The following is an 18,520-nucleotide window of genomic DNA, read 5'->3' as shown; positions in this document are numbered from 1 at the left end:
ATAACGATTAAAAGGCAAGCATTTCATTTGAGGGCACCATGGATAATTACCAACAAGATATTGATGACAGGGCGAATCTCACCCTGTCGAACCGGTTTGAACTGTTACTGTTCCGTCTCGGGACCTCAATGAATGAGAACAAGTCTGAACTGTTTGGCATCAACGTTTTTAAGCTGCGCGAAATTGTGCCGATGCCGGAATTCACTAAACCTGCGGGTATGAAATCCCCGCTAATGGGGATGGTGAATATCCGCGATCAGGTGATCCCGGTGATCGATCTGGCGGCAGTCGCAGGCTGTACCCCCACAACCGGTCTGAATATTCTGCTGATTACCGAGTACGCCCGCAGCGTGCAGGCGTTTGCCGTGGAGTCGGTCGACAATATTATGCGTCTGGACTGGAAGCAGGTGCATGCGGCGGAAACCGCCGTCAGCGGGCGCTACATTACCAGCATCGCCAGCCTGGATGAGGGCAGCGATTCGAACAATCTGGCGATGGTGCTGGACGTTGAGCAGGTCTTATATGACATCACGCCAGCGAACCACGAAATGCACGCCACGGATTTGAAAATCAGCAAGTTCAACATCAAGCCAGGTGCGGTGGCGATTGTGGCGGAAGACTCTAAAGTCGCTCGCTCGATGCTGGAAAAAGGGCTGGAGGCGATGAATATCCCGGCACAGCTGTTTATCACCGGCAAAACAGCCTGGGAAAAAATTGGTGAACTGGCGGCGCAGGCTCAGGCCGAAGGCGTGCCGATTACCGATAAGATCGCGCTGGTGCTGACTGACCTCGAAATGCCAGAGATGGACGGATTTACGCTGACGCGCAAAATCAAGACCGATGAATTCCTCAAGCACATTCCGGTGGTGATCCACTCTTCCCTGTCCGGGAACGCCAACGAAGACCATATTCGTAAGGTGAAGGCCGACGGGTATGTGGCGAAGTTTGAGATTAACGAGCTGTCATCGGTGATCGAGGAAGTGCTGGATCGTTCGATGAAGAAGATTGAAGGGCCGTTGATCAGTCGTAAACAGCTGGCGTAAGCCTTGTGCCGGGTGGCGGCTGCGCCTTACCCGGCCTACAGATCATGACATTTTTGTAGGCCGGGTAAGCGAAGCGCCACCCGGCAATAAAAAAACCCGCCGAAGCGGGTTTTTTTTTGTCTGCCACCTGTTACATCAGCGGCATCGCATGCTGCACCAGGGTGATCAGCGGCTGCGGGTAGATACCGAAGATCAGCACCAGCAGCGCGGAGATCAGCACCACAATACCGCCGGCGCTGTACTGCCAGTTGGTAGGCGCATCGCGGTTCAGCTGCTGCGGCGCGTTCAGGTACAGACTCACGGCGACACGCAGGTAGTAGTACAGACCGATGGCGGAACCGATAACCACCGCCGCGGTCAGCCACCACAGACCCGCCTGCACACCGACGGCCAGCACGTAGAACTTACCGATAAAGCCGAGCGTCATCGGGATACCCGCCAGAGACAGCATCATCACGGTCATCACTGCGGACAGAATCGGACGGTGCCAGAACAGACCACGGTAGGAGTACAGTGAATCTGCATCCGGGCCACGGTACGGGCTGGACATCAGACTCACCACGCCGAACGCGCCGAGGCTGCTGAACAGGTAACCGGCCAGGTAAACTCCGACGGTTTCCATCGACATCGAACCGCTCTGCAGCGCAATCAGCGCCACCAGCAGATAGCCCAGGTGAGAGATAGACGAGTAACCCAGCAGACGCTTGATGTTGGTCTGGCTCAACGCCATCAGGTTACCGAAGATGATCGAGGCGAAGGCGATAATGCCCAGCACCACGCGCACCGCTTCGCTGTCGCCAACCGGCGCGTACAGGAACAGACGCATCACCACGCCGAAGATAGCGATTTTGCTCGCCGTCGCCAGGAAGGTGGAAACCGGAGCCGGAGCCCCCTGATACACGTCTGGCGTCCACAGGTGGAACGGAACCAGAGAGAGTTTAAAGCCGAGGCCAACAATCATCATGCCCAGACCCGCCAGCAGCAGCGGTTCGTGCAGCATGTTGTCGCCGAGGCTCTTGCCGAGCGCCAGGAAAGAGAGGTTACCGGACTGCGCATACAGCAGCGCCATACCGAACAGCAGGAATGACGAGGCCGCAGCAGACAGGATCATGTACTTGATAGCAGCTTCCAGAGAGCGCTTCTGACGGAACGCATAACCAATCAGGCCGAACAGCGGGAGAGAGATCAACTCAATACCGAGGAACAGGGCCGCGAGGTGGTTAGCGTTCGCCAGCAGGATCCCGCCGAGAGCGGCAATCAGAACCAGCAGGTAAAACTCTTCTTTGTTGTCGTTGTAGCCTTCAAGCCACGGGTAGGCAAAGGTACAGGTCGCGAGGCTCGCCAGCAGGACCAGCCCGGTGTACAGCATCGCAAAACCGTCAACGCGCATCAGCGGGGTGACATCCATCGCGCCCGCCTGGCCAACAAACCAGAGGGAGACTAACGCAGCGTTCAGACCCAAAACCGACAGCGTGGCATTCAGGAAGTGATTGCGTCGCCACGCAATGGAGAGCATCACAACCACCACCGTCAATCCGACGATCAGCAGCGGTAGCAGCGCGATCAGTTGTTGTGGAGTTATTGTCATGGCGAATTACAGCCTTGTATTAGAAGCAGAATTAACAAACCACTGCTGGATGTTACCCATCGCGGAATGCGAAGTATCCAGAATCGGCTGCGGATAGAAGCCCAGCAGCACCAGCAGTACGACCAGCAACAGAACGAGGAACAGTTCGCGCGGCGACATCCCCGGCAGCTCTTGCTCCGCGATTTGGCTCTTCGCTTTACCGAAGTAAGCGCGATGCAGCATCGCCAGCGAGTAAACGGACGCGAAGACCAGGCCAAACGTGGAGACCACGGTAATCACCGGAACCACTTTGAAGCTGCCGAACAGAATCATGAATTCGCCGACAAAGTTACCGGTGCCCGGCATCCCCAGCGTCGCGACTGCGAAGAACATCGACAGAGCTGGCAGCCACTTAATTTTGCTCCACAGACCGCCCATCATGCGCATGTCACGGGTATGCAGACGTTCGTACAACTGACCGCAGAGGATGAAGAGACCCGCCGCAGAAAGACCGTGAGCAATCATCTGAATCACCGCGCCCTGGTACGCCAGCTGGCTGCCGGTGTAGATGGCAATCAGCACGAAGCCCATATGGGAAACGGAGGTGTACGCGATAAGACGTTTGATGTCGTACTGCGTGAATGCCATCCATGCGCCGTAGAAGATACCGATCACACCGAGCCACATCGCAATAGGCGCGAACTCAGCGGAGGCGTTCGGGAACAGCGGCAGCGCAAAGCGCAGCAGACCGTAGGCCGCGGTTTTCAGCAAGATCCCCGCCAGGTCAACGGAACCTGCCGTTGGTGCCTGGGAGTGCGCGTCTGGCAGCCAGCCGTGCAGCGGAACCACCGGCATTTTCACCGCAAACGCGATGAAGAAGCCCAGCATCAGCAGGTATTCCACGCCGTGAGACATTGGCGTTTTCAGCAGCGCTTCGTAGTTGAAGGTCCAGACGCCGGTCGCGTTGTAGTGCACGAACACCAGGCCCAGGATCGCAATCAACATCACCAGACCACTCGCCTGGGTGTAGATGAAGAACTTGGTTGCCGCCGTGATACGCGTTTTACCGTCGGATGCCTTATGGCCCCACAGCGCGATCAGGAAGTACATCGGCACCAGCATCATTTCCCAGAAGAAGAAGAACAGGAACATGTCGATGGCAAGGAACACGCCGATCACGCCGCCCAGGATCCACATCAGGTTCAGGTGGAAGAATCCCTGGTATTTTTGAATCTCATTCCAGGAACACAGTACCGCCAGAACGCCGAGCAGGCCGGTCAGCACCACCATCAGCAGCGACAGGCCGTCGAGCGCGAGGTGGATCGTGATACCAAAGCGCGGTATCCACGGCAGGATAAATTCAGACTGCCACTGCGGGATGCCCGCAGACTGGGTCAGTGAATAGCCGCCCTGCAACCAGAGTTGCAGACCAAGTGCAAGCGTCAATCCCATGGTGATCAGCGCAATCCAGCGCGGCATCTTCACGCCAAAGCGTTCGGTCTGCCAGCACAGGAACCCACCAATGAAGGGAATTAATATTAGCCAGGGTAGTAACATGGCGATTTTTATTCCTTTTTAAGGCCCCAGCCGGGGCCGATGTTCAACGAATTCTCACGGAAAATTCAGTTCGGATGGGGTTTGTTGTGTCGGGTGGGGCTTACGCTTACCCGACCTACGGTTTTGTAGGCCCGGTAAGCGCAGCGCCACCGGGCAAACCCCATCTCAAATCAACGCAACACCATCAGCAGCGCCAGCACGACAACCGCACCAATGCTCATCGAAGCCACATACCAGCGCAAATAACCGTTCTCGCTTAACAGCAGGCCTTTACCTGCGAAGCGGGACAGCACCGCCGGGATGTTCATCATGGAGTTCATCGGATCGCGTTTCAGCAGCCACGCAATGCCGAGGAATGGCTTAACGAAGATCATGTCGTACAGCCAGTCGAAGCCCCACGCGTTGTACCACCAGGTGCCCAGCAGACGGCCCGGCGCACTGTTAGCGACCGCAGTCACCAGCGTACGTTTGCCCAGCCACAGCCATGCAGCGATCAGGATGCCCGCGATAGCGACCACACCCGAGGTGATTTCAAGCGTCAGAACGCGACCGTGCTCAAGCTCGGTGGTATCCGGCAGTACGCCCTGCAGCGGTGGCACAATCATCGCACCAACGAAGGTAGACAGGACCAGCAGAACCAGCAGCGGCAGGTGGTGGGTAATCCCCTTCCCTGCGTGAGCGTGAATTTGTTCTTTACCGTGGAACACGATGAAAATCATTCGGAAGGTATACAGGGAGGTCATGAATGCACCGACCAGACCTGCCACCATCAGATTGATATGACCATTTGCCATGGCACCCGCAAGGATTTCGTCCTTACTGAAGAAGCCCGCGGTGATAATCGGCAGAGCCGACAGCGCCGCGCCGCCCACCAGGAAGCAGATATAAACCAGTGGAATAGATTTGCGCAGACCGCCCATCTTGAAGATGTTCTGCTCGTGGTGGCACGCCAGAATGACGGAGCCGGACGAGAGGAACAGCAGCGCTTTAAAGAACGCGTGCGTCATCAGATGGAAAATCGCCGCGTCCCATGCCTGTACGCCGAGCGCCAGGAACATGTAGCCAATCTGGCTCATGGTGGAGTAAGCGAGAACGCGTTTGATGTCCGTCTGAACCAGCGCGGCAAAGCCCGCCAGAACCAGCGTCACTGCGCCCACGATACCGACCAGGTGCAGGATTTCCGGAGTCATCAGGAACAGACCATGGGTACGCGCAATCAGGTAAACACCAGCGGTTACCATGGTCGCGGCGTGGATCAGCGCGGAGACAGGCGTTGGGCCTGCCATCGCGTCCGCAAGCCAGGTCTGCAACGGCAGCTGCGCGGATTTACCCACGGCACCACCGAGCAGCATCAGCGTTGCCCACGTCAGCATGTTGTTGCCTGCTTCGAAGTGAGCCGGCGCCAGTTCTACCATTTCGCGGAAGTTCAGCGTGCCCAGTTCGTTGTAAAGAATGAACAGCGCGAAAGCGAGGAACACGTCACCCACACGGGTCACGACGAACGCTTTCATGGCCGCTGCGCCATTCTTCGGATCGGTGTAGTAGAAACCGATCAGCAGGTAAGAGCAGAGACCCACGCCTTCCCAGCCGAGATACATCAGCAGCAGGTTATCACCCAGCACCAGAACCACCATGCTGGCGATAAACAGGTTGGTGTAGGCGAAGAAGCGGGAGTAACCCTCTTCACCGCGCATATACCAGGAGGCGAACATGTGGATCAGGAAGCCCACACCGGTCACCACGGAGAGCATGGTCAGAGAGAGACCATCCAGCACCAGGCTGAAACCGATGTTGAAATCACCGACCGACATCCAGGTCCACAGCGGCAGGGTGAACGCCTGCTTGCCGTTGTTAAAGAAGTCAATACCGGCATAGGCGGTGACCAGCGCCGCCAGGCCGATAGAGCCAATGCCCACGGTCGCGGACAGATTTTCCGACCAGCGGCCGCGGGAGAATGCCAGCAGCACAAAGCCGATCAACGGAAAGATAATGGTTAAGGCAAGCATGTTCATCCACGCAACTCACTTACTGAATCGATGTTCAGGTTCTGGCGGCGACGATGGAGCTGCAGCAACAGCGCCAGGCCAATACTCGCTTCAGCAGCCGCAAGGCTGATGGCGAGAATGTACATTACCTGACCATCGGTCTGGCCCCAGTAGCTACCGGCGACCACAAAGGCCAGCGCGGAAGCGTTGATCATGATTTCCAGACCGATCAGCATAAACAGCAGATTGCGGCGGATAACCAGACCGGTTAAGCCCAGAACGAACAAAATCGCGGCGAGGATCAGTCCATGTGTTAAGGGGATCATGCGCGCTCCTCCGTTTTTCTTTTCGCGCTGTCATTCGCACGGTTGCTCAGCACTTCACCCGGACGCTCTTCGCGACCAACGTGGAAGGCCACAACCAGACCCGCCAGCAGCAGCATCGACGCCAGTTCAACGGCCAGAACGTACGGGCCAAACAGCGTGATACCAACCGCTTTCGCGCTGATCGGCGTACCGTCGATGCCCTGATCGTTCACGCCAAGAATTGCGTAAACGATCACCGCCAGCATGATGGCCGACAGAATCGCCGGGCCAATCCACACCTGCGGTTTTAACCACTGACGTTCTTGTTCAATTTCAGAGCCGCCCAGGTTCAGCATCATCACCACGAAGACGAACAGAACCATGATGGCCCCGGCGTAGACGATGATTTCCAGTGCGCCCGCAAAGTGGGCACCCAGCGAGAAGAACACGCCGGAAATAGCCAGCAGCGAGATGATCAGATACAGCAACGCATGCACCGGATTGGTGTGCGTGATCACGCGCAGCGTGGCCAGGATGGCGATAAGGCCACAGATATAAAAAGCGAATTCCATTGCCCTCTCCTTACGGTAACAGGCTCTTGACGTCGATAGGCTTAGCTTCGTTCTCTGCTTCGCCCTTATCTTTGCCGTCGATTGCCATACCCGCCATCCGGTAGAAGTTATATTCCGGGTATTTGCCCGGACCGGAAATCAGCAGATCCTCTTTCTCGTACACCAGGTCCTGACGCTTGTACTCACCCAGTTCGAAATCTGGAGTCAGCTGAATCGCCGTGGTTGGGCACGCTTCTTCACACAGACCACAGAAGATGCAGCGTGAGAAGTTGATGCGGAAGAACTCAGGGTACCAGCGGCCGTCTTTGGTCTCTGCTTTCTGCAAAGAGATACAGCCGACCGGACAGGCTACCGCACACAGGTTACAGGCAACGCAGCGCTCAGAGCCGTCCGGATCGCGGGTCAGCACGATACGGCCACGGTAGCGCGGCGGCAGATATACCGGCTCTTCCGGATACATCTGGGTTTCGCGTTTTGCAAACGCGTGCAGGCCGATCATCCAGATACTGCGAAGCTGGGTGCCGGTGCCTACCAATAATTCTTTTAAGGTCATGTTCTAAAGCCCCTTATGGCTGCTGCCAGAGAATGACAGCCGCCGTTACCAACAAGTTGACGAGCGTCAGCGGCAGGCACACTTTCCAGCCGAAGGACATTACCTGGTCATAACGCGGACGCGGTAAAGACGCACGAATCAAAATGAACATCATCATGAAGAACGCGGTTTTCAGCGCGAACCAGATGAACGGCGGTAAGAACGGGCCATGCCAGCCACCAAAGAACAGCGTAACCATCAACGCGGAAATGGTGACGATACCGATGTACTCGCCCACGAAGAACAGACCGAACTTCATGCCGGAATATTCAATGTGGTAACCGTCGGCCAGTTCCTGTTCGGCTTCTGGCTGGTCAAACGGGTGACGGTGACACACCGCCACGCCCGCGATAGCAAAGGTGACAAAACCAAAGAACTGCGGAATGACGTTCCAGATATCAGCCTGGTTGTTGACGATGTCGGTCATGTTAAATGAACCGGCCTGCGCCACCACGCCCATCAGGGAAAGACCGAGGAACACTTCGTAGCTCAGGGTCTGCGCAGACGCACGCATCGCACCCAGCAGGGAGTATTTGTTGTTACTCGACCAGCCCGCGAACAGGACCGCGTAAACCGCCAGGCCTGCCATCATCAGGAAGAACAGGATCCCGATGTTCAGGTCCGCCACCACCCAGGTCGGACTGACCGGGACGATAGCAAAGGCCAGCAGCAGCGAGGTAAAGGCGATCATCGGTGCCAGGGTAAAGATGACGCGGTCCGAGAATTTCGGGATCCAGTCTTCTTTAAAGAACATCTTGATCATGTCCGCGACCAGCTGGAGTGAACCACCCCAGCCCACGCGGTTCGGTCCGTAACGGTTCTGGAACAGACCGAGCAGACGACGTTCACCAAAGCTCATGAACGCGCCGCAGGTGACAACCACCAGCAGAATGACCACCGCCTTGAGAATGCTTAACAGAATTTCGATGAGATCCGGCGTTAACCAACTCATGCTTGTGCCTCCTGCAGATTATCAAGACGCGCGCCCGCCAGCACCGGAGCGATACCCGGCAGACCCATCGGCAGACCCACCTGCCCTGCTGTCAGACCTTCGGCGATCACCAGCGGCAGACTGATGGTCTGGCCTTCATAGCTAAAGGAGACCTGGCTACCCGCGTTGACGCCAAGCTTCGCGGCATCCGCCGGATTGAGCTTGATGTAAGGCTGCGGCATGCGCGTCTGGAACACCGGAGAGCGCTGGGACATCTCGTCACTACCAAACAGATGGTAGTAAGGCGCGATACGCCAGTTGCCTTCCTGCGCTTCGAAACGAGCCGGAACGGTCGTGAAGTACTCCAGACCCGTTTCGCTCGCTTCAATCAAACGAACACCTGGATCGCCGTGGCGCAGAGAACCGCCCACTTCAGCCTGGAACTTGTTCCATGCCTGCGGGGAGTTCCAGCCCGGTGCCCATGCGAACGGAATCTGAGAACGCGGTGCAGACGGCTGGTTGTTCCCTTCCATGGAGAAGGCGAACATGGTGTCTTTATCCTGCGGCTGACGCGGTTCGTGCACGCTGATATTCGCGCGCATCGCCGTACGGCCACTGTAACGGTGCGGTTCACGCGCCAGTTTCTGGCCGCGAATGCGGAAGCTCGCGTCCGGCGCGGCATCTTTGATGCCTGCCAGCTGCGGCAGTTTTGCCACAACGGCGTCGATCACATCATCGAGCTGCGTCCAGTCCACCTGACGGTTTTCCACGGTGCTGTGCAGAGAGTGCAGCCAGCGCCAGCTTTCCAGCATCAGGGTGTTCGCGTCGTAGTAAGACGGGTCATAAACCTGGAAGAAACGCTGTGCGCGGCCTTCGTTGTTGATAACCGTCCCGTCGCTTTCGGCGAAGCTTGCTGCCGACAGCACCAGGTGCGCTTTGTCCATAATCGCCGTGCGCTGATGGTCAATTACCATCACCAGCGGCGCTTTTGACAGAGCTGCATCCACGCGAGCGGCAGAAGCATGACGATGCAGGTCGTTCTCAAGGACGATCACACCGTCAGCCGCACCCGATTCGAGTTCGCTCAACGCCGCTTCCAGAGAACCGCCGCCAATCAAGCCCAGACCGACGCTGTTGACTGCGCGCGCAATCATGGTCACGCCCACGTCCGCCCCGCGCCCTTTCAGCGCTTTCGCGACGTTTGCCGCAGCCTGAATCACGTCCGGGCTACCGGCGTTGGTACCGGAAATAATCAGAGGTTTCTTCGCGCCGGCCAGAGCCTGCACGATCACGTCGATCTTGTTCTGCAGGTCACGATCCAGGCCTTCGACGGCCGGAGCACTGTTATCCAGCGCGTGAGCAATGGCAAAACCGAGACGCGCCTGGTCTTCTACCGGTGCGCGATAGGTCCACGCCGCGATGTCGTCCAGACGGGTGTTGTCGACGTTAGTGACAAACAGCGGATGCTTGGCGCGCTGGCCGATGTTGAGGATCGCCGCAATCTGCCAGTCAGCCACTTTCTGGGCCGCTGCCATTTCACGTGCTTTACCTTTCACCGCCTGACGAACCGCCAGCGCAACGCGTGCACCGGTCTGCGTCAGATCTTCGCCCAGCACCAGCACCGCGTCATAGGATTCGATTTCGCGCAGCGCAGGAGTACGGATACCGCCTTCGCGCAGCACTTTCAGCACCAGCTCCAGACGTTCCTGCTCGCCGTGGGCGATACCGGTGTAGAAGTTATCCGCACCCACCAGCTCACGCAGCGCAAAGTTGCTTTCGACGCTGGCACGCGGGGAGCCGATACCGATCACTTTCTTCGACTGGCGCAGAATATCTGCCGCGCCCTGCATCGCTTGTTCAGCGTTGAGGGTGATCAGATCGTCGCCACGGCGCTGAACCGGCTGACGCGGACGGTCTTTCAGGTTCACATAGCCATAGCCGAAACGACCACGGTCGCAGAGGAAGTAGTGGTTAACGGTACCGTTGTAACGGTTTTCGATACGACGCAGTTCACCGTAGCGCTCGCCCGGGCTGGTGTTACAGCCGAGGGAACACTGCTGGCAGATGCTTGGCGCAAACTGCATGTCCCACTTACGGTTATAACGCTCGGAGTGCGTTTTATCGGTGAATACGCCGGTCGGGCAGATTTCTACCAGGTTACCGGAGAATTCGCTTTCAAGCGTTCCGTCTTCCGGACGACCGAAGTAGACGTTGTCATGTGCGCCATACACGCCCAGATCCTGACCGTCTGCGTAATCTTTGTAGTAACGCACGCAGCGGTAGCAGGCGATGCAGCGGTTCATTTCGTGAGAGATGAACGGCCCCAGATCCTGGTTGCGGTGAGTACGTTTGGTAAAGCGATAGCGACGGAAGCTATGACCTGTCATCACGGTCATATCCTGAAGGTGGCAGTTACCGCCCTCTTCACAGACCGGACAGTCGTGCGGGTGGTTGGTCATCAACCATTCCACGACGCTCTCACGGAACTGTTTCGCTTCTTCGTCTTCAATCGAAATAAAGGTGCCTTCGGTCGCTGGTGTCATACAGGACATGACCAGGCGTCCACGCGTGTCTTCCGCGTTTTGGTATTGCTTCACCGCACACTGGCGGCAAGCACCGACGCTGCCCAGCGCCGGATGCCAGCAAAAATACGGAATATCAAGGCCGAGAGACAGACAAGCTTCTAGCAGGTTGTCGGCCCCGTTGACCTCGTATTCTTTGCCGTCTACATGAATCGTAGCCATTAGCATGCTTCCAGTTGGCTCAGTCAGAGACTGAGCGTTAATCAAAATTCAGTATCGCTACCAGCGCGCTTTCAGCAGGTTCGGCTGAATACCGTTAATCAAATGGGTATTGCTGAACTGCTGCTTGATGCCCGCTTCGAATTCGTCGCGGAAATATTTAATCGCGCTTTGCAATGGCTCAACGGCACCTGGTGCGTGGGCACAGAAGGTTTTGCCCGGACCGAGGAATCGACACAGTTGCTCAAGTGTCTCGATGTCGCCAGGCTGGCCTTCGCCGCGCTCGATGGCGCGCAGGATCTTCACGCTCCACGGTAAACCGTCACGGCATGGCGTACACCAGCCGCAGGATTCGCGGGCGAAGAACTCTTCCAGGTTACGCACCAGCGACACCATGCCAATTTCATGGTCAACGGCCATCGCCAGCGCCGTACCCAGACGGCTGCCTGCTTTACCAATGCTTTCGAATTCCATTGGCAGGTCGAGGTGCGCTTCAGTCAGGAAGTCTGTCCCCGCGCCGCCCGGCTGCCAGGCTTTGAATTTCAGGCCATCGCGCATACCGCCCGCATAGTCTTCGAGGATTTCGCGTGCGGTGGTCCCGAACGGCAGCTCCCACAGACCCGGATTTTTAACGCGACCGGAGAAGCCCATCAGCTTGGTGCCAGCGTCTTTACTGGTCGAGATGTTCTGATACCACTCCACGCCGTTGGCGAGGATAGCCGGAACGTTACACAGGGTTTCGACGTTGTTGACACAGGTCGGTTTACCCCACACGCCGGAGCTTGCCGGGAACGGAGGCTTGGAGCGCGGGTTCGCGCGGCGGCCTTCGAGGGAGTTGATCAGCGCGGTCTCTTCACCACAGATGTAACGCCCTGCCCCGGTGTGCACGAACAGCTCGAAGTCAAAACCGGTGCCGAGAATGTTTTTGCCAAGCAAGCCCGCTTCGGTCGCTTCCGCGATGGCACGACGCAGGTTTTCTGCCGCTTCAATGTATTCGCCGCGCAGGAAGATGTAGCCACGGTAGGCTTTCAGCGCGAACGCGGAGATCAGCATGCCTTCCACCAGCAGGTGCGGCAGCTGTTCCATCAGCAGGCGGTCTTTATAGGTGCCCGGCTCCATTTCATCGGCGTTACACAGCAGGTAACGGATATTCATGGATTCGTCTTTCGGCATCAGGCTCCACTTCAAACCGGTGGAGAAGCCCGCGCCGCCGCGCCCTTTCAGGCCGGAGTCTTTCACCGCGTTGACGATTTCATCCGGCGCCATGCCGGAGAGCGCTTTACGTGCGCCTTCGTAGCCGTTTTTGCTCTGATATTCTTCGAGCCAGACGGGCTGTTTGTCATCGCGCAGACGCCAGGTCAGCGGATGAGTTTCAGCAGTGCGAATGACTGTTTTCATTTGTACCGCTCCAGCAGGTCAGGAATCGCTTCCGGCGTCAGATGGCTGTGAGTATCCTCATCAATCATCATGCTCGGCCCCTTGTCGCAGTTACCCAGGCAGCAGGTTGGCAGCAGCGTGAAACGACCGTCGAAAGTCGTTTGTCCTGGCTTGATGTCGAGTTTTTTCTCGAGCGCGGCCTGGATGCCCTGATAACCGGTGATATGACACACCACGCTGTCGCAGTAGCGGATCACGTGACGGCCTACCGGCTGGCGGAAGATCTGGCTGTAGAATGTTGCCACCCCTTCCACGTCGCTTGCCGGGATACCCAGCACCTCGGCGATCGCATAGATCGCGCCATCGGGTACCCAACCGCGCTGTTTCTGGACGATTTTCAGCGCTTCAATGGATGCCGCACGCGGGTCTTCGTAGTGATGCATCTCGTGCTTAATTGCCGCACGTTCTGCCGCACTCAGCTCAAAAGCCTCGGTTTGTGGTTGTTGATTCTCGTGCATAATTAGCGGTCCACATCTGACATAACAAAATCGATACTACCCAGATACACAATCAGGTCGGAGACCAGACTGCCGCGAATGGCGGACGGGATCTGCTGCAGGTGCGCAAAGCTCGGCGTACGAATACGCGTACGGTAGCTCATGGTGCTGCCGTCACTGGTCAGGTAGTAACTGTTAATACCCTTGGTCGCTTCCACCATCTGGAAGGATTCCTGGGCTGGCATGACCGGGCCCCATGAAACCTGCAGGAAGTGGGTGATCAGGGTTTCGATATGTTGCAGCGTGCGCTCTTTCGGTGGCGGCGTCGTCAGCGGGTGATCTGCTTTGAACGGGCCTTCCGGCATGTTGTTGAGGCACTGCTCAAGGATGCGCAGACTCTGGCGCAACTCTTCCACTTTCAGCATCACGCGGGTGTAGCAGTCGGATACACCGCCGCCAACCGGGACTTCGAAGTCGAAGTTTTCGTAGCCAGAGTATGGACGGGCTTTACGCACGTCGAAATCAATACCGGTTGCACGCAGGCCAGCACCGGTGGTGCCCCACTCCAGCGCTTCTTTCGCGCCGTAAGCGGCCACGCCTTTGGAACGGCCAATCAGAATGGTGTTACGCAGCGCGGCTTTCTCGTAAGAGGCCAGACGCTTCGGCATCCAGTCGAGGAATTCACGCAGCAGGCGATCCCATCCACGCGGCAGATCGTGTGCCACACCGCCGATACGGAACCAGGCCGGGTGCATACGGAAACCGGTGATGGCTTCAACCAGATCGTAGATTTTCTGACGGTCGGTAAACGCGAAGAACACCGGCGTCATCGCCCCGACGTCCTGAATGAACGTGGAGATATAGAGCAGGTGGCTGTTGATACGGAACAGTTCAGAGAGCATGACGCGGATAACATCAACGCGCTCAGGCACTTTGATACCGGCCAGTTTCTCTACGGCCAGCACGTAAGGCATTTCGTTCACGCAGCCGCCGAGGTACTCGATACGGTCGGTGTAAGGAATGTAGCTGTGCCAGGACTGGCGCTCGCCCATCTTCTCAGCACCACGGTGGTGGTAACCGACGTCAGGAACGCAGTCGACAATCTCTTCGCCGTCGAGCTGAAGAATAATACGGAATGCACCGTGCGCAGACGGGTGGTTTGGACCGAGGTTGAGGAACATGAAGTCCTCATTGTCGGTGCCACGCTTCATGCCCCAGTCTTCCGGCTTGAAGGTCAGCGCTTCCATCTCCAGATCCTGTTTGGCTTTGGTCAGCTCAAACGGGTCGAATTCGGTGGCGCGCGCCGGGTAGTCTTTACGCAGAGGGTGGCCGGTCCAGGTCTGCGGCATCATGATGCGCGTCAGGTGCGGGTGGCCATCGAAGGTCATGCCGAACATTTCCCAGGTTTCACGCTCGTACCAGTTCGCGTTCGGGAAAAGTTTGGTGATCGTCGGCAGATGCATGTCGTTTTCAGACAATGCCACCTTGAGCATGATATCCCGATTGCGGTCTATTGAGATCAGGTGGTAGAAAACGGAAAAATCCGCCGCGGGTAAACCGTGACGGTGGGTGCGCAGACGCTCATCCATGCCGTGTAAGTCAAACAGCATGACGTAAGGTTTAGGTAATTTCTTTAAGAAATCGACTGCTTCCAGCAATTGTTCACGCTTGACCCAAACAACGGGTACCCCGGTGCGGGTGGCCTGAACAGTAAAGGCATCCGGCCCAAAACGGTTGCGCAGTTCGCCGATGACCGGGTCATCGAGATGATCCCGGGTTTGCCATGCGGCATCTTGCGCGGTTAAGTCGGTCATATTGTTCACCATTGCAAATGGTCCGTGGTGACTGTTAAGCCTGGCTTCGCGCTATTTGTATAGTGATATGCGAAGGTTTTTCTCCAGGCCTACAGGCGCAAATTAAATTTCGTCAGGCGTACGCAGATTGGTCACTGCAATACGTTCTCCGCGTTTACGCTCGCGCTCAGACTGCATATTGGCGCGGTACACGCCCTGGTCGCCAACCACCCAGGAAAGCGGACGGCGCTCTTTGCCGATCGACTCCTGCAGCAGCATCAGCGCCTGCATGTAAGCTTCCGGACGCGGCGGGCAGCCAGGGATGTAAACATCCACCGGGATAAACTTATCGACGCCTTGCACTACGGAATAAATGTCGTACATACCGCCCGAGTTTGCACAAGCACCCATGGAAATAACCCATTTCGGCTCGAGCATCTGGTCGTAAAGACGCTGAATGACGGGCGCCATTTTGGTGAAGCAGGTTCCCGCTACCACCATCAGGTCAGCCTGACGAGGTGATGCACGCAGTACCTCGGCACCAAAACGCGCAACGTCATGCACCGCAGTGAATGACGTCACCATTTCAACGTAGCAGCAAGAAAGACCAAAGTTGTATGGCCAGATGGAGTTCTTACGACCCCAGTTGACCATATCGTGCATGGCATGTTCGAGCTTGCCCATGTACACGCTTTTGTTGACTTCTTGCTCCAGGGGGTCGGTTACGATCTCCTGTTTTTGCAGGGGGTAACGGTCATTCTCACCGTTAGGATCTATGCGGGTGAGCGTATAATCCATCTTATTGCCTCGCTGTTACTGCTGACGATTAGAGTTACTGTTTTCCGGGTTAACCAGTTCACGGCGTGAACGCACAGGTGTCCAGTCCAGCGCGCCGATGCGCACCAGGTAAACCAGACCGGCCAGTAGCACTAAAATGAAAATTGCGGCTTCGACAAAGCCAATCCATCCACTTTCGCGGATTGAAGTTGACCATGCGAACAGGTAGAGCGCTTCAACGTCGAAGATAACGAAGAACATGGCCACCAGATAGAACTTGGCGGACAGGCGTAAGCGAGCGGTACCTACCGAATCGATACCCGATTCAAATGGGGTGTTTTTGTGCCTTGCGCGGGCGCGACCGCCCAGGAACCAGCCACCGACTAACATCAGGCAGCACAGGCCTATGGCAACGATAAGAAAGATTGCGAATGCCCAATGATGAGCGACGACTTCTGTGGATGTTGACATACTCATTGCTTACTCATCAAAAGTGATATCTACAGCTCTGCTCTTGCTGGCAGATGGACATCACATCGATTCATGGGGAGGAACAAATAACCTTACACCGACTGTCAGAAATGAGACATAGACAGCAAAATGATGTGGTTTTTTACTCCTTTCTATAACCTTTTGTCAACTTTAACAAAGGTTTCTTCACATTAAATCACATAGATCGATTCTCATTAACATTTCATGCCCTTTAACCCTGGTGGGCCGATGACTTTACGTCAACCGCATGGTGTTGAATCGTGTCCGTTTTGAAGTAAAAGAAATATTACCCCCCTATTTTGACAGGATTTGCTGCTGATTCCTCCCCCCAAATAGGAGTATTTTCTTGATCTGAGACACGCTTTTGTTAATCCAATCCAAAAAACGGCAACATTTTTGCTGGTTTTTTAACATCAGCACTGCAAACAGAATAACAAAACGCGAAACGTTTAAAAATCGAGCAAATATACTCATTACCCTGATAATTAAACACTATTTAAAATATCCCTAGAGATAATGACGATATTTTTGTCAAAAAAAAACCACTCCGCGAAAAATCCGCACGAGTGGTTCTTTTTTACACTTACAAATTGTTACGAGATTATTAGAGCCTGATCACTCAAAATCCCCTTCAACCACCAGGGAATCGCCCCCCCCTTCGGGAGTAACATTCTCGAATTGCCACGGATTGTGGTAGCTCACCATCGCTTCAAAGACGATTTTTGCCAGCTCGTTATTGCTGCCCGGGTTATGGCACAGCAGATACTCCGTGTCAGGTAATGACGGTAATCCGTCAGATTTGCCTAAAACGCGCAAATCCGGGCTCATCATCTCAACTGGGCGAGCGGTCACGCCAAGTCCCGCTTTCACCGCGGCGCGTACCGCAGGCAGCGTGGAAGCCACATAGGCTAAGCGCCACGGAATATTGGCTTCATTCAGCGCGGACAACACCATATCGCGGAACGGGCTGGGATCGTCCAGCAACACCAGCGGAATAGGCTCACCTTTTTGCAGCACATATTCCGCCGCGCAATACCAGTGCGTCGGTGACGTGCGCAGCGTCAGGCAATCAAATTGCCCAGGACGGTGCGTTGTCACAACCAGATCAACTTCATGGTCTTTCAGCATATCAATCATGAAGGCATTTCGTTTGACGCTGACATCCAGCGCAAGCTTCGGATAAACCGAACTGATGCGATTAAGTAAAAACGGCAATATCGTATCAGCGGATTCATCAGAAGCGCCTAACGTTAAAACGCCCTGAAGATTGCTAAACATTAATGACATACATGCTTCATCATTGAAGCGCAGAATCTTCCTTGCGTAACCCAGTAACTGGATCCCGTGCTCGGTTAAGAGCTTATTACGACCATGGCGTGCAAAGAGCTCTTTGCCCACCAGCTGCTCGAGTCGCTGCATTTGTTGGCTCACCGCCGACTGGGTACGGCAAACAGCGGCTGCGGCGGCGGCAAACGTATTGAGATCAGCGACCGCAACAAAGGTTCTCAGCAGATCGAGGTCGAGATTCATTATCGGACGATTTGCATTTATCATATCTATTCACTTACAAGTTGCTCGTGCGGAGCTGCCCGACCGGCAGACTACATGACAGATAGTTATTGGCTGGTGTATAGCAGAAGTCAGAAACAACGTTCCATGACGATATTTTTATTCTCTTAAATGTTCAGGATATTTTTAGGTTTTGCTGATTTAGGTAAATTCCATTAAAGAAACTACACATCATCACCTTTTTTCACGCAACACGGGCACAGCAGTAAAGGTGTTGCCTATCCAGTATAGTAGAGATAATTCTAACAATAACAATCAACTAATTCAGGAAAAACGGGAGGAAATACACGTTATTGTAAACATTCCTCTCTTTTCCTGAGACAACATCTTAACCCAAATCCACTTTATTTATAAGTATTATTGCACCATTAATGATTAATCGATGTTGATTAACGGCTAAACTAATTTTATTAAAATTAACGAAAGTTAAGATTTCGGCCTCAATAATATATAAACATTAATTTAGATTAGCTTTATCCATTAATAATGCTTAACATTATTTTTACACGCGCAACCTTTGACCAATTCCCCCATTGAGCAAAGATATTAAGAAGCATTCCGGTTTTACGAAAGGTCACCCGAGGAAATCATTGCAATCTCATCGTTTCCCTACCAGAGCGCGGTTTTTCGCAGGGTAAAATACATTAAAAACCGCCGCAAACGCGATAATAAACTGCACTTGCCTGCTAACGCAATGCTTTAAACGACCAAACTACTCTGCT

15 protein-coding genes are annotated in these 18,520 nt (G+C 55.2%); 1 reads left to right on the top strand and 14 read right to left on the bottom strand.

Annotated features, from left to right (window positions below):
- Positions 1-38: 38 nt before the first annotated feature.
- Positions 39-1,043 (top strand): chemotaxis protein, encoded by a 1,005-nt coding sequence (locus AC3WS9_RS07060; protein WP_285146771.1) that lies wholly within the window; start codon positions 39-41, stop codon positions 1,041-1,043.
- 130 nt (positions 1,044-1,173) lie between these two features.
- Here AC3WS9_RS07060 and nuoN read toward each other — a convergent pair whose 3' ends face one another.
- The 14 genes from nuoN to lrhA all read right to left on the bottom strand — a co-directional run bounded on the left by nuoN (position 1,174) and on the right by lrhA (position 17,783).
- Positions 1,174-2,631 (bottom strand): NADH-quinone oxidoreductase subunit NuoN, encoded by a 1,458-nt coding sequence (gene nuoN / locus AC3WS9_RS07055; RefSeq protein ID WP_282493632.1) that lies wholly within the window; start codon positions 2,629-2,631, stop codon positions 1,174-1,176.
- Positions 2,632-2,637: 6 nt separating this feature from the next.
- Positions 2,638-4,167, bottom strand: a complete 1,530-nt coding sequence (nuoM, locus tag AC3WS9_RS07050; protein ID WP_282493633.1) for an NADH-quinone oxidoreductase subunit M — start codon at positions 4,165-4,167, stop codon at positions 2,638-2,640.
- Positions 4,168-4,337: 170 nt separating this feature from the next.
- A complete protein-coding gene (nuoL, locus tag AC3WS9_RS07045; protein WP_285146772.1) occupies positions 4,338-6,179 on the bottom strand; it encodes an NADH-quinone oxidoreductase subunit L in 1,842 nt (613 codons plus the stop codon).
- On the bottom strand, positions 6,176-6,478 hold the full coding sequence (nuoK, locus tag AC3WS9_RS07040) for an NADH-quinone oxidoreductase subunit NuoK (protein WP_003861496.1): 303 nt from the start codon (positions 6,476-6,478) through the stop codon (positions 6,176-6,178). Before nuoK ends, nuoL begins: the two co-directional genes overlap by 4 nt.
- Complete coding sequence (nuoJ, locus tag AC3WS9_RS07035) at positions 6,475-7,029, bottom strand: NADH-quinone oxidoreductase subunit J (protein ID WP_282493635.1); 555 nt, start codon at positions 7,027-7,029, stop codon at positions 6,475-6,477. The genes nuoK and nuoJ overlap by 4 nt, the downstream gene beginning before the upstream one ends.
- 10 nt (positions 7,030-7,039) lie before the next feature.
- The gene (gene nuoI, locus AC3WS9_RS07030) at positions 7,040-7,582 is read right to left on the bottom strand and encodes an NADH-quinone oxidoreductase subunit NuoI (protein ID WP_282493636.1); all 543 of its coding nucleotides are present in this window, start codon (positions 7,580-7,582) and stop codon (positions 7,040-7,042) included.
- Positions 7,583-7,595: 13 nt separating this feature from the next.
- Entirely contained in the window at positions 7,596-8,573 is a 978-nt protein-coding gene (nuoH, locus tag AC3WS9_RS07025; protein WP_095282746.1) for an NADH-quinone oxidoreductase subunit NuoH, read from the bottom strand.
- Entirely contained in the window at positions 8,570-11,296 is a 2,727-nt protein-coding gene (nuoG, locus tag AC3WS9_RS07020; protein ID WP_285158425.1) for an NADH-quinone oxidoreductase subunit NuoG, read from the bottom strand. The genes nuoH and nuoG overlap by 4 nt, the downstream gene beginning before the upstream one ends.
- A gap of 57 nt (positions 11,297-11,353) precedes the next feature.
- Positions 11,354-12,691 (bottom strand): NADH-quinone oxidoreductase subunit NuoF, encoded by a 1,338-nt coding sequence (gene nuoF, locus AC3WS9_RS07015; protein WP_285146776.1) that lies wholly within the window; start codon positions 12,689-12,691, stop codon positions 11,354-11,356.
- The gene (gene nuoE / locus AC3WS9_RS07010; protein WP_492487490.1) at positions 12,688-13,188 is read right to left on the bottom strand and encodes an NADH-quinone oxidoreductase subunit NuoE; all 501 of its coding nucleotides are present in this window, start codon (positions 13,186-13,188) and stop codon (positions 12,688-12,690) included. The genes nuoF and nuoE overlap by 4 nt, the downstream gene beginning before the upstream one ends.
- A gap of 2 nt (positions 13,189-13,190) precedes the next feature.
- Positions 13,191-14,993 carry an NADH-quinone oxidoreductase subunit C/D gene (nuoC, locus tag AC3WS9_RS07005; protein ID WP_282493640.1) on the bottom strand — a complete coding sequence of 601 codons (1,803 nt, stop codon included), beginning with the start codon at positions 14,991-14,993 and terminating at the stop codon, positions 13,191-13,193.
- 90 nt (positions 14,994-15,083) lie between these two features.
- Positions 15,084-15,758 (bottom strand): NADH-quinone oxidoreductase subunit NuoB, encoded by a 675-nt coding sequence (gene nuoB / locus AC3WS9_RS07000; protein ID WP_003861482.1) that lies wholly within the window; start codon positions 15,756-15,758, stop codon positions 15,084-15,086.
- Between the two features lie 15 nt (positions 15,759-15,773).
- Positions 15,774-16,214: an NADH-quinone oxidoreductase subunit NuoA gene (gene nuoA, locus AC3WS9_RS06995; protein WP_282493641.1), complete on the bottom strand. Its 441-nt coding sequence runs from the start codon at positions 16,212-16,214 to the stop codon at positions 15,774-15,776.
- 630 nt (positions 16,215-16,844) lie between these two features.
- Positions 16,845-17,783, bottom strand: a complete 939-nt coding sequence (gene lrhA / locus AC3WS9_RS06990; RefSeq protein WP_282493642.1) for a transcriptional regulator LrhA — start codon at positions 17,781-17,783, stop codon at positions 16,845-16,847.
- Positions 17,784-18,520: the final 737 nt, after the last annotated feature.

This window comes from Lelliottia sp. EB106-05-01-XG201 (genome assembly GCF_058791735.1).
Note: the sequence above shows the minus strand (reverse complement) of the source record. Positions and strands in the feature narration are given on the sequence as shown.